Annotated in this window: 19 protein-coding genes; 6 read left to right on the top strand and 13 right to left on the bottom strand. The window is 71.3% G+C overall.

The genetic code is table 11. From position 1 onward, the window contains the following. Nucleotides 1-35: 35 nt before the first annotated feature. The 8 genes from M1L60_RS09175 to M1L60_RS09140 all read right to left on the bottom strand — a co-directional run bounded on the left by M1L60_RS09175 (nt 36) and on the right by M1L60_RS09140 (nt 4,953). Entirely contained in the window at nt 36-263 is a 228-nt protein-coding gene (locus tag M1L60_RS09175; RefSeq protein WP_253236898.1) for a hypothetical protein, read from the bottom strand. Further along, on the bottom strand, nt 247-417 hold the full coding sequence (locus M1L60_RS09170; protein WP_253236897.1) for a hypothetical protein: 171 nt from the start codon (nt 415-417) through the stop codon (nt 247-249). The genes M1L60_RS09175 and M1L60_RS09170 overlap by 17 nt, the downstream gene beginning before the upstream one ends. Further along, nucleotides 414-1,883: a hypothetical protein gene (locus tag M1L60_RS09165; RefSeq protein ID WP_253236896.1), complete on the bottom strand. Its 1,470-nt coding sequence runs from the start codon at nt 1,881-1,883 to the stop codon at nt 414-416. Before M1L60_RS09165 ends, M1L60_RS09170 begins: the two co-directional genes overlap by 4 nt. A 101-nt stretch (nt 1,884-1,984) precedes the next feature. After that, the gene (locus tag M1L60_RS09160) at nt 1,985-2,299 is read right to left on the bottom strand and encodes a hypothetical protein (protein WP_253236895.1); all 315 of its coding nucleotides are present in this window, start codon (nt 2,297-2,299) and stop codon (nt 1,985-1,987) included. 32 nt (nt 2,300-2,331) lie between these two features. After that, nucleotides 2,332-3,126 carry an ABC transporter permease gene (locus tag M1L60_RS09155; RefSeq protein ID WP_253236894.1) on the bottom strand — a complete coding sequence of 265 codons (795 nt, stop codon included), beginning with the start codon at nt 3,124-3,126 and terminating at the stop codon, nt 2,332-2,334. Then, a complete protein-coding gene (locus M1L60_RS09150; RefSeq protein ID WP_253236893.1) occupies nt 3,123-4,022 on the bottom strand; it encodes an ABC transporter ATP-binding protein in 900 nt (299 codons plus the stop codon). The genes M1L60_RS09155 and M1L60_RS09150 overlap by 4 nt, the downstream gene beginning before the upstream one ends. After that, nucleotides 4,019-4,381, bottom strand: a complete 363-nt coding sequence (locus M1L60_RS09145) for a hypothetical protein (RefSeq protein WP_253236892.1) — start codon at nt 4,379-4,381, stop codon at nt 4,019-4,021. The genes M1L60_RS09150 and M1L60_RS09145 overlap by 4 nt, the downstream gene beginning before the upstream one ends. Beyond that, nucleotides 4,381-4,953 carry a helix-turn-helix domain-containing protein gene (locus M1L60_RS09140; protein WP_253237134.1) on the bottom strand — a complete coding sequence of 191 codons (573 nt, stop codon included), beginning with the start codon at nt 4,951-4,953 and terminating at the stop codon, nt 4,381-4,383. Before M1L60_RS09140 ends, M1L60_RS09145 begins: the two co-directional genes overlap by 1 nt. Before the next feature lie 96 nt (nt 4,954-5,049). Here M1L60_RS09140 and M1L60_RS09135 point away from each other — a divergent pair, with 96 nt between their 5' ends. Both M1L60_RS09135 and M1L60_RS09130 read left to right on the top strand, forming a co-directional pair. Then, a complete protein-coding gene (locus tag M1L60_RS09135; RefSeq protein WP_253236891.1) occupies nt 5,050-6,858 on the top strand; it encodes a penicillin acylase family protein in 1,809 nt (602 codons plus the stop codon). A 5-nt stretch (nt 6,859-6,863) separates the two neighbouring features. Next, the gene (locus M1L60_RS09130; RefSeq protein WP_253236890.1) at nt 6,864-7,313 is read left to right on the top strand and encodes a YdeI/OmpD-associated family protein; all 450 of its coding nucleotides are present in this window, start codon (nt 6,864-6,866) and stop codon (nt 7,311-7,313) included. Here the strand turns inward: M1L60_RS09130 and M1L60_RS09125 are convergent. Continuing rightward, a complete protein-coding gene (locus M1L60_RS09125) occupies nt 7,310-8,524 on the bottom strand; it encodes a hypothetical protein (RefSeq protein ID WP_253236889.1) in 1,215 nt (404 codons plus the stop codon). The two genes, M1L60_RS09130 and M1L60_RS09125, sit on opposite strands and share 4 nt — an antisense overlap. A gap of 511 nt (nt 8,525-9,035) precedes the next feature. On the opposite strand from M1L60_RS09125, the gene M1L60_RS09120 reads away from it, so the two are divergent. Further along, nucleotides 9,036-10,343, top strand: coding sequence for an alpha/beta hydrolase (locus tag M1L60_RS09120; protein ID WP_256516248.1), 1,308 nt, complete (start codon nt 9,036-9,038; stop codon nt 10,341-10,343). A 37-nt stretch (nt 10,344-10,380) separates the two neighbouring features. On the opposite strand, the gene M1L60_RS46900 is transcribed toward M1L60_RS09120, so the two are convergent. After that, nucleotides 10,381-10,503 (bottom strand): hypothetical protein, encoded by a 123-nt coding sequence (locus tag M1L60_RS46900; RefSeq protein ID WP_256516235.1) that lies wholly within the window; start codon nt 10,501-10,503, stop codon nt 10,381-10,383. A gap of 93 nt (nt 10,504-10,596) precedes the next feature. Between M1L60_RS46900 and M1L60_RS09115 the strand changes: the two genes are divergently transcribed. Both M1L60_RS09115 and M1L60_RS09110 read left to right on the top strand, forming a co-directional pair. Next, the gene (locus M1L60_RS09115; protein WP_253236888.1) at nt 10,597-11,556 is read left to right on the top strand and encodes a GlxA family transcriptional regulator; all 960 of its coding nucleotides are present in this window, start codon (nt 10,597-10,599) and stop codon (nt 11,554-11,556) included. A gap of 30 nt (nt 11,557-11,586) precedes the next feature. Beyond that, entirely contained in the window at nt 11,587-12,987 is a 1,401-nt protein-coding gene (locus tag M1L60_RS09110; protein WP_253236887.1) for a glucose-6-phosphate dehydrogenase, read from the top strand. A 112-nt stretch (nt 12,988-13,099) separates the two neighbouring features. On the opposite strand, the gene M1L60_RS09105 is transcribed toward M1L60_RS09110, so the two are convergent. From M1L60_RS09105 to cbiE, 3 genes are all read right to left on the bottom strand, one after another. Then, nucleotides 13,100-13,849 (bottom strand): cobalt-precorrin-6A reductase, encoded by a 750-nt coding sequence (locus M1L60_RS09105; protein ID WP_253236886.1) that lies wholly within the window; start codon nt 13,847-13,849, stop codon nt 13,100-13,102. 193 nt (nt 13,850-14,042) lie between these two features. Then, the gene (gene cobM / locus M1L60_RS09100; RefSeq protein WP_253236885.1) at nt 14,043-14,798 is read right to left on the bottom strand and encodes a precorrin-4 C(11)-methyltransferase; all 756 of its coding nucleotides are present in this window, start codon (nt 14,796-14,798) and stop codon (nt 14,043-14,045) included. A 73-nt stretch (nt 14,799-14,871) separates the two neighbouring features. Next, nucleotides 14,872-16,086, bottom strand: a complete 1,215-nt coding sequence (gene cbiE / locus M1L60_RS09095; protein ID WP_253236884.1) for a precorrin-6y C5,15-methyltransferase (decarboxylating) subunit CbiE — start codon at nt 16,084-16,086, stop codon at nt 14,872-14,874. A 164-nt stretch (nt 16,087-16,250) separates the two neighbouring features. On the opposite strand from cbiE, the gene M1L60_RS09090 reads away from it, so the two are divergent. Next, a complete protein-coding gene (locus tag M1L60_RS09090) occupies nt 16,251-17,837 on the top strand; it encodes a ferredoxin reductase family protein (protein WP_253237132.1) in 1,587 nt (528 codons plus the stop codon). The last annotated feature ends 6 nt before the right edge of the window (nt 17,838-17,843 follow it).

The raw sequence follows: 17,843 nt of genomic DNA, 5'->3' as shown, positions 1-17,843 counted from the left end.
CGCACGCCGCAGCATGGCCACCGCCGCCCGCAGCATCAGGGCGAAATCAGGACGCTCACGGGAATGCTGTCCATGCTCTGACTGAGGTCGACGCCGCCCATCCGAAAGGTCACCCGGACCTGGAAGTAACGCCACAGGAACACCGCGGGCGGCAGCTCAACCTCGGGGTCCCACACACCGTCCCACGACGGGTCCCGCTCGTCCGGAACGAACGTGACAAACGTGTCCGGCGGGCGCTCGCCGGGATCACCTTTGATGGGCACGCCCGGGGCGAGCGACATCGACGCGCGTGGCGCGACGGCGCGCTGTCGCGACGATCACTGTACCGAGCAGCAGGAAGATGATGCCGCTGCTGGTGATGAAAGCCGCGATGGTGCCGGTGATGGGCAGCTCCGGCGCCCGGCCGGTTCCGGTCACCCTGATCGCGGCTTCGTTGTTGCCCGGGTCGCGATCGACTTCGACCTCACCGTAGTCGTACAAGGAGAACCGCATTGATCCTTCCTCGTCACGGGTGGCCGGGGTGATCCGAACCGTGAAGGTGAACATGACACGTTCCGCGGGCCGTAGGCCGATCGGCCGCAGTGTGAGGAGAACACCGGAGGGCCGTAGTAGGGCGGCTCATCGGGCGCGGACGAGGGCGGCGGATCGAGGTCGCCGGATTCCGACCGGCAGCGGTCATCGGCCACGATGACTGACATCGGCGCGGGCAGGGTCACGCGTACGCTGCCGACATTGTTCGAGAAGGGTGGGTATCGCAAAGTGCCCGGACCCTGGTTGACCAGCCCGACCGAGAAGGTGTGTTCAGCGGCCGTGCCCGGGACAGTCGCGCCGACGGCCACCAGGTCGGTGCGCCGGCCGGAGACGGTGACCGTCGTGTACGAGCCGTTGTCGTCGTGGTCGGTGTCGGCCTGCGGCGCGCCGGCCGCTGACACGGCCATTTCCTCGAGTTCGAGTTCGGGCCCGGTGCCGGCGCGATCCTGCGGCAGCTCACCGTAGTCGGCCAGCCAGTCCTCCCACTCGGCGGCGGTCATCCATTGCACGCCCACCATCGTCTGGCTGGCCCCCGCCGCATCGCCGGGCACCCGCAGTGTGATCGGTGCGGCCATGCCGTACGTGGATCCCGCGGCCATTGTCGTGTCGAAGGTGCAGGCAACGGCGTAGCCGTACGTGCAATTGCTGAAGTTCGTGCCGGCCAGAGCACCCGGATCAGCGCTGATTACGGCGGTCAGGCCGTCGACCGGCGTCGGACCTGTGTTACGCACCTTGGGTCGCAGAGTCACGGCGCCGCCGGGAGCCACCGTCTGCGGTTCTTCGTCGACCGCGGTCAGATTGACGGCCTCGCCGATGCGGACGGTGGAGGTCTCGATGGTCGCCGGTCCGTCGTCGACCTTCGTCGCGACGGACAGGGTGCCCGTGTCACCGATCGACACGCCCGGCTTCGGGATAAGGCTCAACGGCACCGAGCCAAAGGTCACATAGCCGTACGCGCCATCGTCCTTGGGCCGCTCGAAGACGCGGTGCGGACCCGGCAGAACACACCGTACGACCGGGCCGCTCGAGCATTTCGCCGCAGACCACGAGTCGACGACCTTCACCACGGCCACACCCACCTGGGACGTGTCGATGGTGAGGGTGACGCTGTCGGCCCAACCCTGCTCGTCGGCGAACAGGAGCGGGGACAGGATCTCCTCGACGGTGCTCCCGTCAGCCGGCAACGTGAGATTCCGAAGATGAACCTCGCCCTCGACACCGGCGGGAGCCGCATGAGCCGGAGAAGGAGGAAGGGCGCACGTCAGCATGACGACCATCGCCCAGGCAGCGACGCGGCGTAGCCGAGTCAGGAAAGCCGGAGTCAGTTCGACCAGCTGCGGATTCGTGCCCATGGCTGACTCCACCGCGCTCACGCTAGCCCGGGTGTCTGCCGGGCACTGCCGTTTCCGGAGAGAACGCCGGCCCCCGCGGACTCTTGAGCGCGGGGCTGTGGCTACTCGTGAGCGCGGTCGTCGATCCAGCGCCACCAAGCCTCATCGCCCTCCAGGTGCAGCAGGAATTCGGGGACGACCTGGCCGTCGGGATAGCGCAAGGTCACCGCGGCCGAGATCGCGTCGTAGGCCGCCTCCCAGGCTTCCACCTGTTCCAGCAGGCGCAACTCCTCGGCGAACAGGGGACGCAGGTCGTCGAGACCGCCCCGGGGCTCGACCCGGGCATACAGCCACGGAAAGTCCTGGTCGGTCACGCTTAGCTCGGCCAGCAAGAGGTCGTCATCGCGTCGGTGCAGGGTCCAGACCTCGTCAATCATGGCGTTCAAAATAGATCGCAAGCTCGCCTGCGTCAGGTGATGTCGCGGCGCAGGGTCAGGATGGTGGCCAGCAGGGCGGCGGTCAGGGCGTAGGCGGTGAGCAGCAGGGCGCCGCCGGCCGGGGGTAGCAGGTGGACGGCGGTGCTGCCGACCTCTTGGGAGATCGCGTCGGCCAGGTAGGTGAAGTCGGTCAGGGCGGCCGTGGCCCCGCCCGGCAGCACCGGGTAGAGGCGGTTGACGCCCGGGATCATCATGAGCAGCGGCTCGCCCAGGTAGAGGTAGCCGATCACCACGCTCAGGGCCGCGACCTGGTTGCGCAGCAGCGCCCCCACGCCGACCCCGATCAGCAGGAACACCACCATGGCCAGGCCGACGCGGGCCAGCAGCCCGAGCACCGTGCCGGTGGGCAGACCGAGCGAGATGCCCCGGATGGCGGCGACGCCGAAGAGGGCCCCGGCCGCGGTGCCGGCCAGAATCACCCCGTACGCCAGACCGGCCCCGCCGAAGGCGGCGAGCTTGGCCGCGAGCACCTGGCCGCGGCGGGGAGCGAACAGGAACGTCACCGCGGCCGTGCGGTGCCGATACTCGGACGTGACGGCCAGGGCGCCGACGGCCGCCGGTACGAAAGCGGTGTAGCCGAGGAAGCCGAGCAGCGAACGCACGCCCGTCCCGGTGTCCAGGCCGGGCATGGGCGGGCTGAAGTTCTGCGGGCCGACGAGGGCCATCGCGCCCATCAGGCCGCCGCCCAGCAGGGCGGCGGCGAGCAGCAGCCCGCGCCACATGCGGGTGGCGAGCAGGCGGCGGAACTCGGCTCGGAGCAGGTTCATGGGGTGGCCGCCTTGTCGCTGGTCAGGTCGAGGAAGAGTTCTTCCAGGCTGGTGTTCTCGGCGACCAGTTCGTGCACCCGCACCTGGTGGCGGGCGGCCAGGCCGGCCACGGCCGGCGCGTCCAGGCCGTGCACCCGCAGGCGGCCGGGCTCGACAGTTTCGACCCGATGGCCGTGCAGGGCGGTGATCAGCCGGTCGGCGTCGGGCGACCTCACCAGCACGGCCGGGGGACCGGCCAGCTGCGACCAGGGGCCGGCGGCGACCAGCTCGCCGCGCCGGATCACCACCACGTCGTCGACCAGCTGTTGCATCTCGTGCAGCACGTGGCTCGAGATCAGCACCGTGCGGCCCTCGTCGGCCAGGCGGCGCAGGAAGCCGCGCAGCCAGCGCACGCCTTCGGGGTCGAGCCCGTTGCTCGGCTCGTCCAGCAGCAGCACGCGGGGGTCGCCGAGCAGCGCGGTGGCCAGGGTGAGCCGCTGACGCATGCCGGTCGAGAATCCGTGCGTACGGCGGTCGGCCGCCCCGGCCAGGTCGAGCAGCTCGAGCAGTTCGGTGACCCGGCCGTCCGGGTAGCCGCCCATCGCGGCGTACACCCGAAGGTGGTCGCGGGCCGTGTGTCCAGGATGGAACGCGCTCGCGTCGAACACGGCGCCGACCGCCCGCGACGGCTGCCGCAGCCGGCGGTAGGGCCGGCCGCCGATCGTCGCGGTGCCGGACGTGGGCGAGACCAGCCCGGTCAGCATGCGCATCGTGGTGGTCTTGCCGGCGCCGTTCGGCCCCAGAAATCCGGTGACCACACCCGGCTCGACGGTGAAGCTCAAATCCCGCACAGCGGCCACCGGGCCGTACCGCTTGCTCAGTCGCGATACCTCGATCGTCAGGGGGCGGCCGTTCACGTGCGACCGGCCGTCGCGCGGGCGATCGTGCCGGCGTGGCGGGCCCCGGCCGGGTCGGAGATCACGATCTCGTCGAACTCCTGGCCGGCGCTCAGGATCAGGTGCAGCCCCGGCTCACCCCGGCGCGCTGCCACGAGTTGGCGGGTGCCGCCGAACAGTCCCCACACACCGACCTTGAGCAAGCCGGACACCGCGAGTCCGCGCCGGGCGCCGCGGGCCAACCCGAGTGGCTCGGCCACGGCCGACGCCTGCCGCACCGCGGCGACCGGGATCGCCAGCCGCTGCCGGCCGGTCCAGAGCCGTTCCCATCCGGTGAACCGGATCTCGATGATGTCGCCGGTGACGGTGATGGATGCCATCAGGCACTTCCTCTCCCCGGGCCGGAGTCGCCCTCCGGCGGTTGGTCGGTCGGCAGCAGGACGGTGGCGAACAGGCGCGCGACCCGGCCCGGGCCCGGCCCGTGGGCCAGCAGCGGGGCGATGACCTGGTTGAGGTCGGCGGCGAACTTCGCCAGCTCGGCGTCGGTCAGGTGCAGCATGATCTGCTGATATCCCGCCCCGTCGGCGGCGAAGTCGACGTGGTCGCGGGCGACGTAGCGGGAGAACTCGGACAGCAGGCTCGACACGAACGCGGTGAAGTAGCGGCCGTGGTCGTCGGGCGTCGCCGTGCGCAGGGCGTCCGCGTCGAGGGTGGCGCCCTGGGCCGGCAGCGCGTAGACCCGCTCGACGGCGCCGCGGATCTTGCGTTGGTCGACGACCTCGATGAGGCCGGCCTTGGCCAGCGTGGCCAGGTGCCGGTACAGCGTGGCGTGCGGGACGTCGGGCAGCAGTGCGACCAGGTCGTGCGTGGTCAGCCGGGTGCCGGCCAGCGCCCGCAGGATCCGGATCCGCACCGGATGCAGCGCCAGCTCGGCCCAACGGTCTCTCGCCATGTCCACCGCCGAACTATATCACTATCGATACTGATATCGGTAGGCCGTGGCGGGTCCGGGGTCGCCCGGCCGTCGAGTGGCAGGAGAGGATGGGGGATGCGGGTTTTCCGGGACGGGTACGGCGTTCCTCATCTGCGGGCGGACACGGTCGACGAGCTGGCGTTCCTGCAGGGGCGGGTGACGGCCCGCGACCGCCGGGAGCAGATCGACGTCGAGCGCCGAAAGTCCGAGGGGCTGCTGTCCGAGCTGATCGGGCCGGACGGGTTGGGCTGGGACAGGTTCGCGCGCCGGGCCCGGATCGACGACACCGCCCGCCGCTGTTTCATCAACCTCGACCCGCGTACGAGGGAGTGGCTCCGGGCGTACGCCGAAGGGGTTCGGGCCGAAGGCCTGGTCTGGCACCCCTGGTCGTCGCTGGGCGTCTTCCTGGCCCGGCACCTCATGTTCGCCAGTTTTCCCAGCAAGATGTGGAACTCGCACGTCGAGCGGACCCTGGGGCCCGAGGCGGTCGGGTGGTTCGCGGCCGAGTCCGCGGCCAGTTCCGGCAGCAACGCGTGGGCCGTGCCGGGTCTGATCGCCGGCGACCCGCACCGGCGGATCGAGCTGCCCGGCGTCTACCAGCAGATCCGGCTCTCGTGTCAGGAGTTCGACGTGGCCGGGCTGACCTTCGCCGGCGTCCCGGGCGTGCAGCATTTCGGGCACGCGGGCGGGGTGGCGTGGGCGGTCACCAACGCCATGGCCGATTATCAAGACCTCTTTGTCGAAGAGCTCCGGCGTACGCCCTCGGGGGTGCAGGCCCGCGGGCCGGGCGGCTGGGAACCGGCCGAGGTGCACACCGAGACGATTCCCGTCCGCGGCGGGGGCAGCGAGCTGGTCGAGGTGGTCGAGACCGCCCGTGGGCCGATCATCGACGGCAACCTGAGCCTGCGTACGCCGACCCGGGCCGACTTCGATCTGGGGTTCGGCGCGCTGCTGCCGTTGCTGCACGCGTCCACCGTGGACGATGTGGCGGCCGCTCTCGAGCGCTGGGTCGAGCCGGTCAACAGCATCCTCACGGCCGACACCACGGGACGGGTCCTGCAGCTCACCGTGGGGCGGGTGCCGGTGCGGGACAAGCGGAACGGCCGCGTTCCGGTGCCGGCCTGGGATCAGACGTACGCCTGGGAGCCGGGCCACGTGCCGATGACCCGGGTCGATGTGGACGGCGTGGCCGTGAACGCGAACGACCGGCGGCCGGACACGGAGGCGTACGGCAACGCTTTTGCCTCGAAAGCCCGGGCTGACCGGATCCGTGAGCTGATCGCCGAGGGTGTGCCCGCGCAGCGCATCCACATGGACACGTCGATGCCGGCCGGCAGCGTCGAGGCCGGGCGACGGGCCGCCTGGCGGTTCGCGATCGCGCGGCGGCTGCACGACCACCCGGCGCTGAAGCCGCTGATGGAACCCACGGGCTTCGACCCGCTCTTCGACGGCTGGACCGATCCGCGCGTCCGGATCGGCTCGGTGCTCGACGGTGTGCTGGCCGGGCTGGGGCTGACCGCGGCCGAGGTGGTCGACCCGGCGACGATCGAATCGGGGCCTTGGGGCGAGCGGCACCTGCTCGATCCCGTACGCCTGCCGGGTTCGCGGACCGAGATCCCGCGCACCGAGCTCTCGGGGGAACGCGACTCGGTGCTCTGCCTGGTCAGCTGGCCGGGCGTGACCGACCGGTGCTCGAACGGCCCGGTCGCCCGCTACGTGTGGGACATCGCCGACCGGCAGCGCAGCCGCTGGGTCGTGCCGTTCGGCGCCTCGGGCGACCCGGACTCGCCGCACCACCTCGACCAGCTGCCGTTGTGGGCCGCCGGCGAGCTGATCCCGCTGGTCACGGAGTGGTCCGAGCTGGTCGAGGAGCCACTAGGCTGACGGCCATGAAACTTCGCGCCGAGCTGCAGCGCACGGGGGGCAACACCACCGGTTTCCAGGTGCCCGACGAGTTCGTCAGCGAGCTCGGCGGTGGTGGCCGGCCCAAGGTCGTGGTCGTGCTGAACGGCTTCACGTTCCGCTCGTCGATCGCCAAGATGGGCGGCAGCTACTGGCTCGGCGTGAGCTCCGAGCGCCGCGAGGCGGCCGGGGTCAGCGGCGGCGAGACGTACGACGTCGAGGTCGAACTGGACGCGGCCCCGCGCGCGATCGAGGTCCCCGACGACCTGCGGGCCGCGCTCGAGGCCGAGCCCGCGGCCCGCGACTTCTGGGCCACGCTCTCGTTCTCGAACCAGCGCTACCACGTCGACCAGCTCACCGGGGCCAAGACGGCCGAGACCCGGGCCCGTCGGCTGGCCAAGTCGGTCGGGCTGCTCAGCGAGGGCAAAGCCCGCTAACCGGCCGGGCGGTAGGCGACCTCGGGGTCGAGCAGCCGGGTCCAGTCCGGGCGCCACGAGACGGGCCGGCCCTCCATCTCTTCGTGCAGGTTGGTGCGCCACGGGCCGGAGACGCCGTCGTCGGCCCACCACTTGGGCCACGAGTCGTAGCGGCGCTCGACCAGGACCGCGGTCGGGGTGGTCTGCACGCGCAGGAACAGCCACCGCCCGTACCGGGGATCGGCCTCGGCCCGGCGCAGACGCCGCACCAACTCGCTGATCTGCTGGAACGTGCCGAACCGGGGGTCGTCGGGACGGTCGGCGGGCGGGTACTTGCCGCCCTGCACGCTCAGGCTGGTCGCGTCGGCATAGACCAGCACCGTGCAGCGGCCGTCCTGGTGCGGTGAGCGCTCGCGCATCCAGGTGGCCAGCGCCTCGAGCTCGTCCGTGCCGGGCGGATCGGGCCGGCCGAGCTCGGTCGCGTCCTGCATGGCCGCCCAGACCAGACGGTCGTGCTCGCCCTGGCTGAGCCGCCGCACCCGGCGCATCGGCGGGCGCTCGCCGGGCGCGATGCGCGGCGGCCGAGTGCCGGAAGTGATGCCGCCGCGGCCCGCCGTGAACAGCGCCGACCGCAGGTCGAGCGCGGGCTCGGTCAGCCGGCCCAGCAGCCGCTCGAAGGACGCGCCGCTGACCTCGCCCCGGACGGCCGCGGTGAGCAGGCTCTCGCTCGCGTCGCGGACCTCGTCGCGCTCGGCCGGCGTCCGCAGCTCGTGCTGACCCCACTCGTGGACGACCTCGGCCAGCTCCTGCAGGGTGGCCTCGGTGCTCAGCACCGGGGCCACGGTGTGGGTCAGCCCGTCGCCCAGGCCGTCGCGGTAGCGGGTGCGGGACCAGCGGCCCTCGGCGTGCCACACGACGAAGCCGAGCCGGTCGGCCTCGGCCAGCGCGGTCAGGTCGTCCCACGGCAGCCACTCGGGGGCGCCGGTGAGCAGATCGATCGGCGGGTCGGCGGCGACCGTGGCGCTGTGGTCGCGGTCGTAACCGAACAGCACCGCCCGCGCGCCCTCGACCAGGGCCAGCCGGGCCCAGCTGCCACCGTGGTCGTCGTGGTGCGCGCCGCGCTCGTCGACGAACCAGACGTCGGCGTAGCCGATGCCGGTCAGCGCGGCGGAGAGCGTCGCCCAGCGCGTCCACAGCAATCCGGGCGCCGGCAGGTCCACGTCGGTGAGCATCCGTCCACTTTGCCAAACCGGCGGGCGCGGATGTCACCCCCCTGACGGCTTGTGCGCCTTACCGATGCGAAAAATCGCGGACCGGGCGGGCGTGCATCGACTTCCTGGAATGCCTGGGGTCGCGGCGACGAGGCCGCGATCCCAACTGCAGAAGGGTCGCCCGAATGCCGTTGAAGAAACAGCGACTGTTCACCGCCGCGCTCGCCGGAATCGTCCTGGCCGGGGGTGGGCGTCGCGCCCGCCTCCGCCGGTGCGCCGCGGGTGCTGACCGACGCGGTGCCCACGCCCGAACTCGGCTGGTACAAGTGCTACGAGATCGCCGAGTGCGCCACCGTCAAGCTGCCCCTCGACTACGCCAAGCCCAAGGGTCCCAAGACCGAGATCGCGGTGCTGCGGGTCAAGGCGCGCAACCAGGCCAAGAAGATCGGCAGCCTGTTCGTGAACCCCGGCGGGCCGGGCGGGTCGTCCACCCAGTTCGCCCTGTTCGCCCCCCGAGTTCCTCAGCGACAGCCTGCTCGAGCGTTTCGACGTCGTCGGCGTCGACCCGCGCGGAATCGGGGCCAGCGAGCAGGTCAAGTGCTTCAAGTCGGTCCGCGCCCAGACCGCGGTGCTCGACCTGATGAACGTCCCGTTCCCGGTCACCGCGGCCGAGGAGCGCAACTACGTCGCCGGCTCCAAGAAGCTGGGCCAGGCCTGCTCGACCACGGGCAAACCGCTCACCGCGAACTCGTCGACGGCCGAGGTGGCCCGCGACATGGAGATGGTGCGCCGCGCGGTGGGTGACAAGAAGCTCAGCTACCTGGGCTTCAGCTACGGCAGCGCGCTGGGTCAGTACTACGCGAACATGTACCCCGACTGGTTCCGCGCGCTCGTCGTCGACGGTGTGCTCGACCCGACGGCCTGGGTCGGCAAGAACTCGAAGCAGATCCTCGACCAGCGGCTGCGGTCGAGCGACGGGGCCTACAAGGCGCTGATCGAGATCTTGAAGCGCTGCGACAAGGCCGGCGAGACCAAGTGCGTGTTCGCCGCGGGCGACCCGGTCAAGCGCTTCGCCCAGGTGGCCAACGGGCTCAAGACGAAGCCGGTCGAGTTCCCCGACGGCGCGGGCGGCACGATCAAGGTCACCTACGCCGTGTTCGTCAGCGCGATTCTCGGTGCGCTCTACGGCACCACGGCGGGCGAGGACGTCACCGCACTGGCCGCCGAGGTCGCCGCTGCGCAGGCCGGGGGCACGACTGCTCCGCTGCTGCAGCGGGTGAAGGCGGCCAAGTCGGCGCGGGCTTACGACTTCCCGTACGACAACGGCCTCGAAGCCGGCAGCACCGTGATCTGCACCGACGGCACGCACCCGGCCCGCGCCGAGTCGTGGCCGGCCGCCGTCGACCGCCGGGACCGCGAGGCGCCGTACTTCGGGCGTTCGTGGGGCTGGATCGACAGCCAGTGCGCGAGCAAGACCTGGACCGTGCGCGACAAGAACGCGTACACCGGGCCGTTCACCAAGCGCACGGCCAAGCCGTTCCTGATCGTCGGCAACTACTGGGACCCGGCGACCAACTACCGCGGCGCGGTGTCGTCGGACAAGCTGGCCCCGAACGCCCGGCTGCTCTCCAGCAACAACTGGGGACACACGGCGTACGGCGCCGGGGTCTGTGCCACCACGACGATCGACAACTACCTGTTGACGGGCACGGCGCCCAAGGACGGCAAGGTGTGCTCGGACGCGCCGCAGCCGTTCACCGAGCCTCTGCCGGCAACGCTGTCCGCCGGCAAGCAGCGGCCGCCGGTTGTTTCGCCGCGGCCGGTCTCGATTCTCGGCTAGAACCGGTGGGGCGGCTGGCGGGCCGCCCCACCGTCTGTCACGTGTGGCGGAAGCCGCCGTCGGAAGGCTTCCAGTCGGCGCTGTCGCGTGTGTCCGCGGTGCGGCCGGCGATGGCGAAGGCGAGGATGACCAGGAAGAAGATTGCGATTGCGATAGCCATGACATAGAGCTTCGTCGTGGTCGCCCATGGCCGACAGTGGCAGGGATGCCAGACACCTTCAAAATCCTGCCAACCCGCCGTATGCTCCGTCACATGCTGCGCAACGTGGCCGTGATCGCCCTGCCCGAGGTGGCCGTCTTCGAGCTCGGCGTGCTGTGCGAACTGTTCGGCTACGACCGCACAGCCGACGGGCTCCCGGCCTACGACTTCGCCGTCTGCTCGCTCGACGGCGGTCCCGTGCCCAGCCGGGCCGGTTTCGACATTTCCGTACGCCATGATCTGAGCCGGGCCGAGGCCGCCGACCTGGTCGTGGTCGCCCCGTTCGACAACCCGGCGTTCGAGCCGCCCGCGCCTGTCCTCGCGGCCCTGCGCCGGGCCCATGAACGCGGCGCCTGGGTGATGAGCGTGTGCACGGGCGCGTTCGCCCTGGGCGCGGCCGGCCTGCTCGACGGCCGCCGGTGCACCACCCACTGGCTGCACACGGCCCGCCTGGCCCGCCTCTATCCGGCCGCCATCGTCGACCCCGACGTGCTCTACGTGCAGGACGGGCGGGTGCTGACCAGCGCCGGCACCGCCGCCAGCATCGACGCCGGCCTGCACCTGATCCGCCAGGAACACAGCACGGCGGTGGCCACGATGCTGGCCCGGCGCATGGTCGTGCCGCCGCACCGCGAGGGCGGCCAGGCCCAGTACATCGAGACGCCGCTCAAGCCCGTGCAGTGCGAGACGCTGCAGCCCGTGCTGACCGCGGTGCTGGCCAGCCTCGACCAGCCGCACACGGTCGACACCATGGCCGAGCTGGCCCACATGGCGCCACGCACGTTCGCCCGCAAGTTCCGCGACGAAACGGGGGCCACGCCGCACGACTGGCTCATCAGCCAGCGCATGCTCCTCGCCCGCAACCTGCTCGAAGAGACCGGCCTGGGCGTGGACGCGATCGCCGACCGTACGGGCTTCGGCAGTGCCGCCACGCTCCGGCATCACTTCGCCCAGCGGCTGGCCACGACCCCGCAGGCCTACCGCGGAACGTTCCGGTCGTCACAGCCGGTGTGAGCCCCTGATCCGCCGGGCATTGCCGTGGACATGGCGAAGACTCCCGGCCCCACGGTGTTCGTGCTGTTCGGCGCGACCGGCGACCTGGCCCGGCGGATGGTGCTGCCGGCCTTCTACACGCTCGCGATCGAGGGCCTGCTGCCCGACGAGTGGATCCTGGTCGGCAACGGCCGCGGCGACGTCTCCCACGAGGATTTCCGGGGCCACGTGGGCAAGGCGCTCGAAGAGTTCGGCCCGGCCCCCGGCGACGGACCGTGGAAAAGTTTCGCCGACCGGCTGCGCTTCGCCGGCGGCGGCTTCCGCTCCGACGACCCCGGCAGCCTGCTCGACGTGATCGCTTCGGCCCGGAAAGAACTGGGCGGCTCGCCCCAACTCGTGCACTATCTGGCGATTCCGCCGGTGGCGTTCGAAGAGACGACCAAGGCGCTGGGCGAGCACGGCCTGGCCAAAGGCGCGCGGGCCGTCTACGAGAAGCCGTTCGGGACGTCGCCGTCGTCGTTCCGCTCACTCAACCGCCTCGTGCACCGGGTCTTCGACGAGGAGCAGGTCTATCGGATCGACCACTTCCTGGGCAAGGAGGCCACGCAGAACCTGCACGTGACCCGCTTCGCCAACGAGGCGTTCGCCGCCCTGTGGACCCGCGAGCACATCGAAAGCGTGCAGATCGATGTGCCCGAGACGCTCGGCGTCGAGCAGCGGGCCGAGTTCTACGACGCCACCGGGGCCGTGCTCGACATGCTGGTCACCCACCTGTTCCAGGTCGCCGCCGAGGTCGCCATGGAACCACCGGCCGGCCTCGACGCGGCCGACCTGCAATCGGCCCGGGAACGGGTGATCCGCTCGTTCCGCCCCCTCGACCCGGCCGACGTGGTCCTCGGCCAGCACACCGGCTACAAGTCGATCAAAGGCGTGAAGCGCGGATCAACCACCGACACGTACGTCGCGGCGAAGCTCTGGATCGACAACGCGCGCTGGCGGGGTGTGCCGTTCTATCTGCGTACGGGCAAGAGGCTGGCCGACAGCCGCCAGGTCGTCAGCCTCGTGCTGAAGACCCCGCCCAAGCCCCTGCCGGACCTGCCGCAGCAGGCCAACGTCCTGACCTTCGACCTGGCCGGCAACGGCAAAATCGACCTGTCGCTGCTGGTGAAGCGGCCCGGGGTGGCGCTCGACGTGGAGGCCGGCTCGGTGCGGCTGCCCCTCGAGGAAGTGACCGACGCCGAGCCGCTGCCGCCGTACTCCCGCCTGATTCACGACGTCCTGCTGGGCGACCGCTCCCTGTTCACCCGCCCCGACGGCCTCAGCGCCACCTGGAAAGCGGTCGGGCCACTGCTCGAGAACCGCCCCGAGCCCCTGCCGTACGCCCAGGGCTCGTGGGGCCCGACAGCCGCCCGCAAGCTGGTCGCCCCGCACCGCTGGTTGCTGGGTCAATAGGCGTCCCGGCGGCTTCGACGCCCAGCACGTCCGGGGGCGTTGTCGCTGACCAGGGCCGGCGAAAATGTCGTACCTCCGGAGCAGGATCCGGGCCGTGAGTTGCGCGGGGCGATTACCGAAGAAGGCCGGTCAGACATTCGGTGGCCTCGGCGACGGTGGTCACGGTGTGGGCTGTCGCCGCCGCGGGTGGGCGGTTCACCATGACGACCGGCAGGCCGCGTTCCCGGGCTGCCGCCAGTTTGGCGTCGGGGCCGCCGCTGTCCTTGGTGACCAGTACGTCGATGTGGTGGTCGGCGAGCAGGCGGCGTTCGCCGTCGAGGGTGAAGGGGCCGCGGTCGAGCAGCACTTCGAGGTCGCGCGGCATGGGTGGTTCCGGTGGCTCGACCGAGCGCGCCAGGAACCAGGCGTCCACGCCGGCGAACGCGGCGATGCCCTGGCGGCCGGTTGTCAGGAACACCCGGGGTTTTGTTTCCGGGCGGACGGCGCTCAGGCCGAGCCGGTCGCTTGTCAGCAGGGCGGCGGCTTCTCCGAGATCGCGGACGCGATGCCACTGGTCGCCGGGCTGCTCGGTCCATCCTGGGCGGCGTAACACGATCAGCGGGACGCCGGTTCGGGTCGCTGCCTGGGCTGCGTTGGCGCTGATCGTCGCCGCGAACGGGTGGGTGGCGTCGACCAGCACGTCGATGTTCTGCGTCTGTACGAAGGCGGCCAGGCCGTCGGCTCCGCCGAAGCCGCCGATCCGTACCTCTCCGGCGGGCAGCAGCGGGGAGGAGGTGCGCCCGGCCAGCGACGTGATGACCGCGAATCCGGGGAGCGAGCCGGCCAGAGCACGAGCCTCACTCGTGCCACCCAGAATGAGCACGCGTGGGCGTCTTGACAGGTCGGCCGCTGTGATCCATCCGGCCTCACTCGGGGGGCCGCTCGCGGTACCTCTAACCACTCCGTCTGCCGCCACCGCGTCTCTGCTCGGGGCGCCTGCATCTACGGCTTCAGCGCTGACCTCGCCTGTGGTCGAGGAGCCCGCATCTGCTGCGGCTGTGGTGTCGCGGGGTGGGTCAGGCATCGGGGGCTGGGCGGGAGCGGGTCGTGGAGTAGAGGTGGCTGTCGGGGAACTGGGAGGCGGTAAGGGCGGCGCCGACGACGATAATTGCTGTGCGGCGGATGCCGGCCTCGATGACTTTGGGGGCTATGTCGGCCAGGGTGCCGCGGACGATCAATTCGTCGGGGCGGCTGGCTCGGGCTACTACGGCGACCGGGCAGTCGGGGCCGTAGTGGGGGAGCAGTTCGGCGGCCAGGGCCTCGATGCGGTGGACGGTCAGGTGCAGGACCATCGTGGCCTTGCTCGCGGCCAGGGTGGCCAGGTCTTCGCCGGGGGGCATGGCGGTGGCGCGCTCGGCGGTGCGGGTGAGGATCACCGTCTGGGCCACGCCGGGGACGGTGAGTTCGCGATGCAGGGTGGCGGCCGCCGCGGCGAAGGCGGGGACTCCGGGGATCACGTCGTAGGGAACCCCGGCGGCGTCGAGGCGGCGCATCTGTTCGGCTACTGCGCTGAAGACCGATGGGTCGCCCGAGTGCAGGCGGGCCACGTCGTGGCCGGCGGAGTGGGCGGCCACCAGCTCGGCGATGATCTCGTCCAGGTTCAGGTCGGCGGTGTCGATCACGCGGCAGCCGGGCGGGCACCATTCGAGCAGCTCGCGCGGCACGAGACTGCCCGCGTAGAGGCAGACGGGGGCGGCCGCGATCAGGCGCTGCCCGCGCACCGTGATCAGGTCGGCGGCTCCGGGGCCGGCCCCGATGAAGTGCACCGTCACTGGGCCACCGTTCCGCGTTCGGGCCGCCGGCAGCGGCGATTTTCGTGAGCGGGGGAGTCGGCGTGCGCGTTTTTCACCTGGTCACCGACCAGATTGTTACGGGCATCATCGGTCTCCAGCCGGTGAAGGTGCCGACGGGGGCCCCGCGGCTGACCGACAGGCGGATCAGGTCGCCGCCCAGCTTGGCGTGGGCGGCGGCCACGGCAGCCTCGGATTCGACGGTCACGGCGTTGGCGACCAGGCGGCCGCCGGGGCGTAGGGCTGTCAGGCCGGCGTCGAGGACGCCGTCGCGGGTCAGGCCGCCGCCGATGAAGATCGTGTCGGGGGTGGGAAGGCTGTCGAGGGCCTCGGGGGCGCGGCCGGTGACGATCTGAAGGCCGGGCACGCCCAGGTTCGCAGCATTTGTCCGAATGGAAGCGACCCGTTCCGTTGACGACTCGATCGCGATGGCTCGGCACGAGGGGTGGCTGCGCATCCACTCGATGCCGATCGAGCCCGACCCCGCGCCCACGTCCCACAGCAGCTGGCCCGGCGCGGGGGCCAGCATCGACAGGGTCACGGCCCGCACCTCGCGCTTCGTGAGCTGGCCGTCCGTCTCGTAGGCCGAATCCGGGAGCCCGGGCACCACCGGCGTCGCCGGGCCGTCCGGGCCGCAGTCGATCGCGATCACGTTGAGCGGATCCCCGGACGGGTGGTCCCAGGATGCCGCGTCCGCGGAGTAGATCCGTTCAGCCGGTCCGCCCAGTTGCTCGAGCACGGTGATCACGGCCGATCCGTGGCCGGCCGCCGTCACCAGGGCGGCCACGGTGGCCGGGGTCGCGGCGTCCCGGGACAGCACCAGCAACCGCCGGCCGGGGTTCAGCGCGCGGCGGACGGTCGCCGGGTCGGCGGTCACCAGGCTCAGCACCTCGGTCGTGGCCAGCGGCCAGCCCAGCCGGGCCGCCGCGAGGGCGGCCGACGACGCGTGCGGGAGCACCCGGACCCGGCCGGGCCCGATCACCCGCACCAGCGTGGCCCCGATGCCGTGGAACATCGGGTCGCCGCTGGCCAGCACGGCCAGCCCGGCCTCGGCGTGCTCCTCGAGCAGCTCGAACAGGGCCGGGAGCAGCGGCGACGGCAACGGCACCCGCCGCGCCGGGACCGATGGCGGCAACAGTGACAAATGGCGCGGGCCACCCATGATCACACCGGCTGCACGCAGCGCCTGATGGCTCGTACGAGAAAGATCTGACCAGCCGCCGGCGCCGATGCCGACCACCGTGACCAGGCGGGGGTGTTCGGCGCTCATGCGCCGAACCTATCGAACGGCGCGGGACCAACAATTTCCGCGTCCGGTTGAGCGATGGCCGTGCTGGGTGCGTACAACAGCCCGACGACTCCCCGAGACCGGGTCGTCACGTCGGCCGCAGGGGGTGGCAGACGACCCCCACCGACCGTGAACGGGTGACGAACATGGCGCAGGGACCGCCGACGTTCCAGACGTTCCAGGATCAGCGTTACGAGCAGCCGGACGACGACGCGCAGTTCTTCGCGGACCTGCGGTCCATGCCCGACGACGCGGACGACCGCTGGGTGGCCCAGGACGATCCCTGGCCCGACGACCCTTACCGCGACGATCCTTACCGGCGCAGCGACATCCTGGTCGAGTCGCAGACCGACCCGACCGGCTGGAAGGCGTCCGGCCCGGCTCAGCCGCCGATGCCCGACGACCGTCCGCCGGCCGAGGCCATCTCGGGCAACCGCCTGCTCACGGTCCTGTTGTTCTTCGCCGGCCTGGCCACGAGCGTCAGCCTCTGGCTGTTCGAGACGCAGTCGGGCGAGATCGGCGACACGGCCAGCCTGATGCTCGCGGCCGGTCGCATCACCGGGCTGATCGGCGGCTACCTGCTCTTCATCCAGCTGCTGATGATGAGCCGGGTCAGCTGGCTCGAGGAGTGGGTGGGGGCCCGCGACCTGCTGCGCTGGCACCGCTGGCTCGGCACCTCGCTGACCGTCTTCGTGCTCGCCCACGTCGTCTTCATCGTGTACGGCTACGCGCTCACCGCCGAGACCGGCGTCGTCGAGCAGGGCTGGACGATCATCACGACGCTGCCCGAGATGCTGAGCGCCACGGCGGCCACGATCATCCTGGTCGTCATCAGCCTGATCTCGATCCGAGGGGCCCGGGCCAAGCTTCCGTACGAGTTGTGGCACCTCATCCACCTCACGGGCTATCTGGTTCTGCTGCTGGGGTACGGCCACCAGGTCGCCACCGGCGCCAACCTGAGCGGGCCGTTCGCCTCGATCTTCTGGCCCGCCCTGACCGCCCTGGTGATCTCGGCGCTGGTCTGGGGCCGCCTGGTCGAGCCGCTCTGGCTCAACCTGCGGCACAAGTTCGAGGTGGCCGAGGTCGTCTCCGAGGGCGGCAACACGTTCTCGATCTACATCGACGGCAAGAACCTCGAGAAGCTGCCCGCGCAGGCCGGCCAGTTCATGCGCTGGCGCTTCCTGACCCGCAACGGCTGGTGGCAGTCGCACCCGTTCTCGCTGTCGGCCGCGCCCAACTCGCAGTGGCTGCGGCTCACGGTGACCATGGTCGGCGGGCACACCCAGCGCCTGGCCCGGATGAAGCCGGGCACGCCGGTCTGGGCCGAGGGCCCGTTCGGGGTGTTCACGGCCCAGCGGCGTACGCGCCGTCGGGCTCTTCTGATCGCCGGCGGCAGCGGCATCGCGCCGATCCGGGCCCTGCTCGAGGACATGCCGCCGGACACGATCGTGATCTACCGGGCCAGCCGCCCCGACGAGCTGGTCTTCCGGGGCGAGCTCGAGGAGCTGGCCGAGCAGCGCGACGCCTGGGTCCGCTACATCGTCGGCGGGCGCAACGACCCCGGCCCGCGCCGGCTGTTCACGCCGGACGGCCTGCTCGGCCTGGTCCCCGACGTGAGCCGGCGTGACGTCTACCTGTGCGGCCCGCCCGGGCTGGTCGAGGCCGCGGTCGGCACCTTGCGTGATCTCGATGTCCCGGACAGTCAGCTGCACCTCGACCCGTTCGAGTTCTAACTAGGA

The sequence above is a fragment of the Paractinoplanes aksuensis genome (genome assembly GCF_024137025.1).
GTDB lineage: Bacteria > Actinomycetota > Actinomycetes > Mycobacteriales > Micromonosporaceae > Actinoplanes > Actinoplanes aksuensis.
This window is presented reverse-complemented; position numbering and strand designations above follow the sequence as displayed.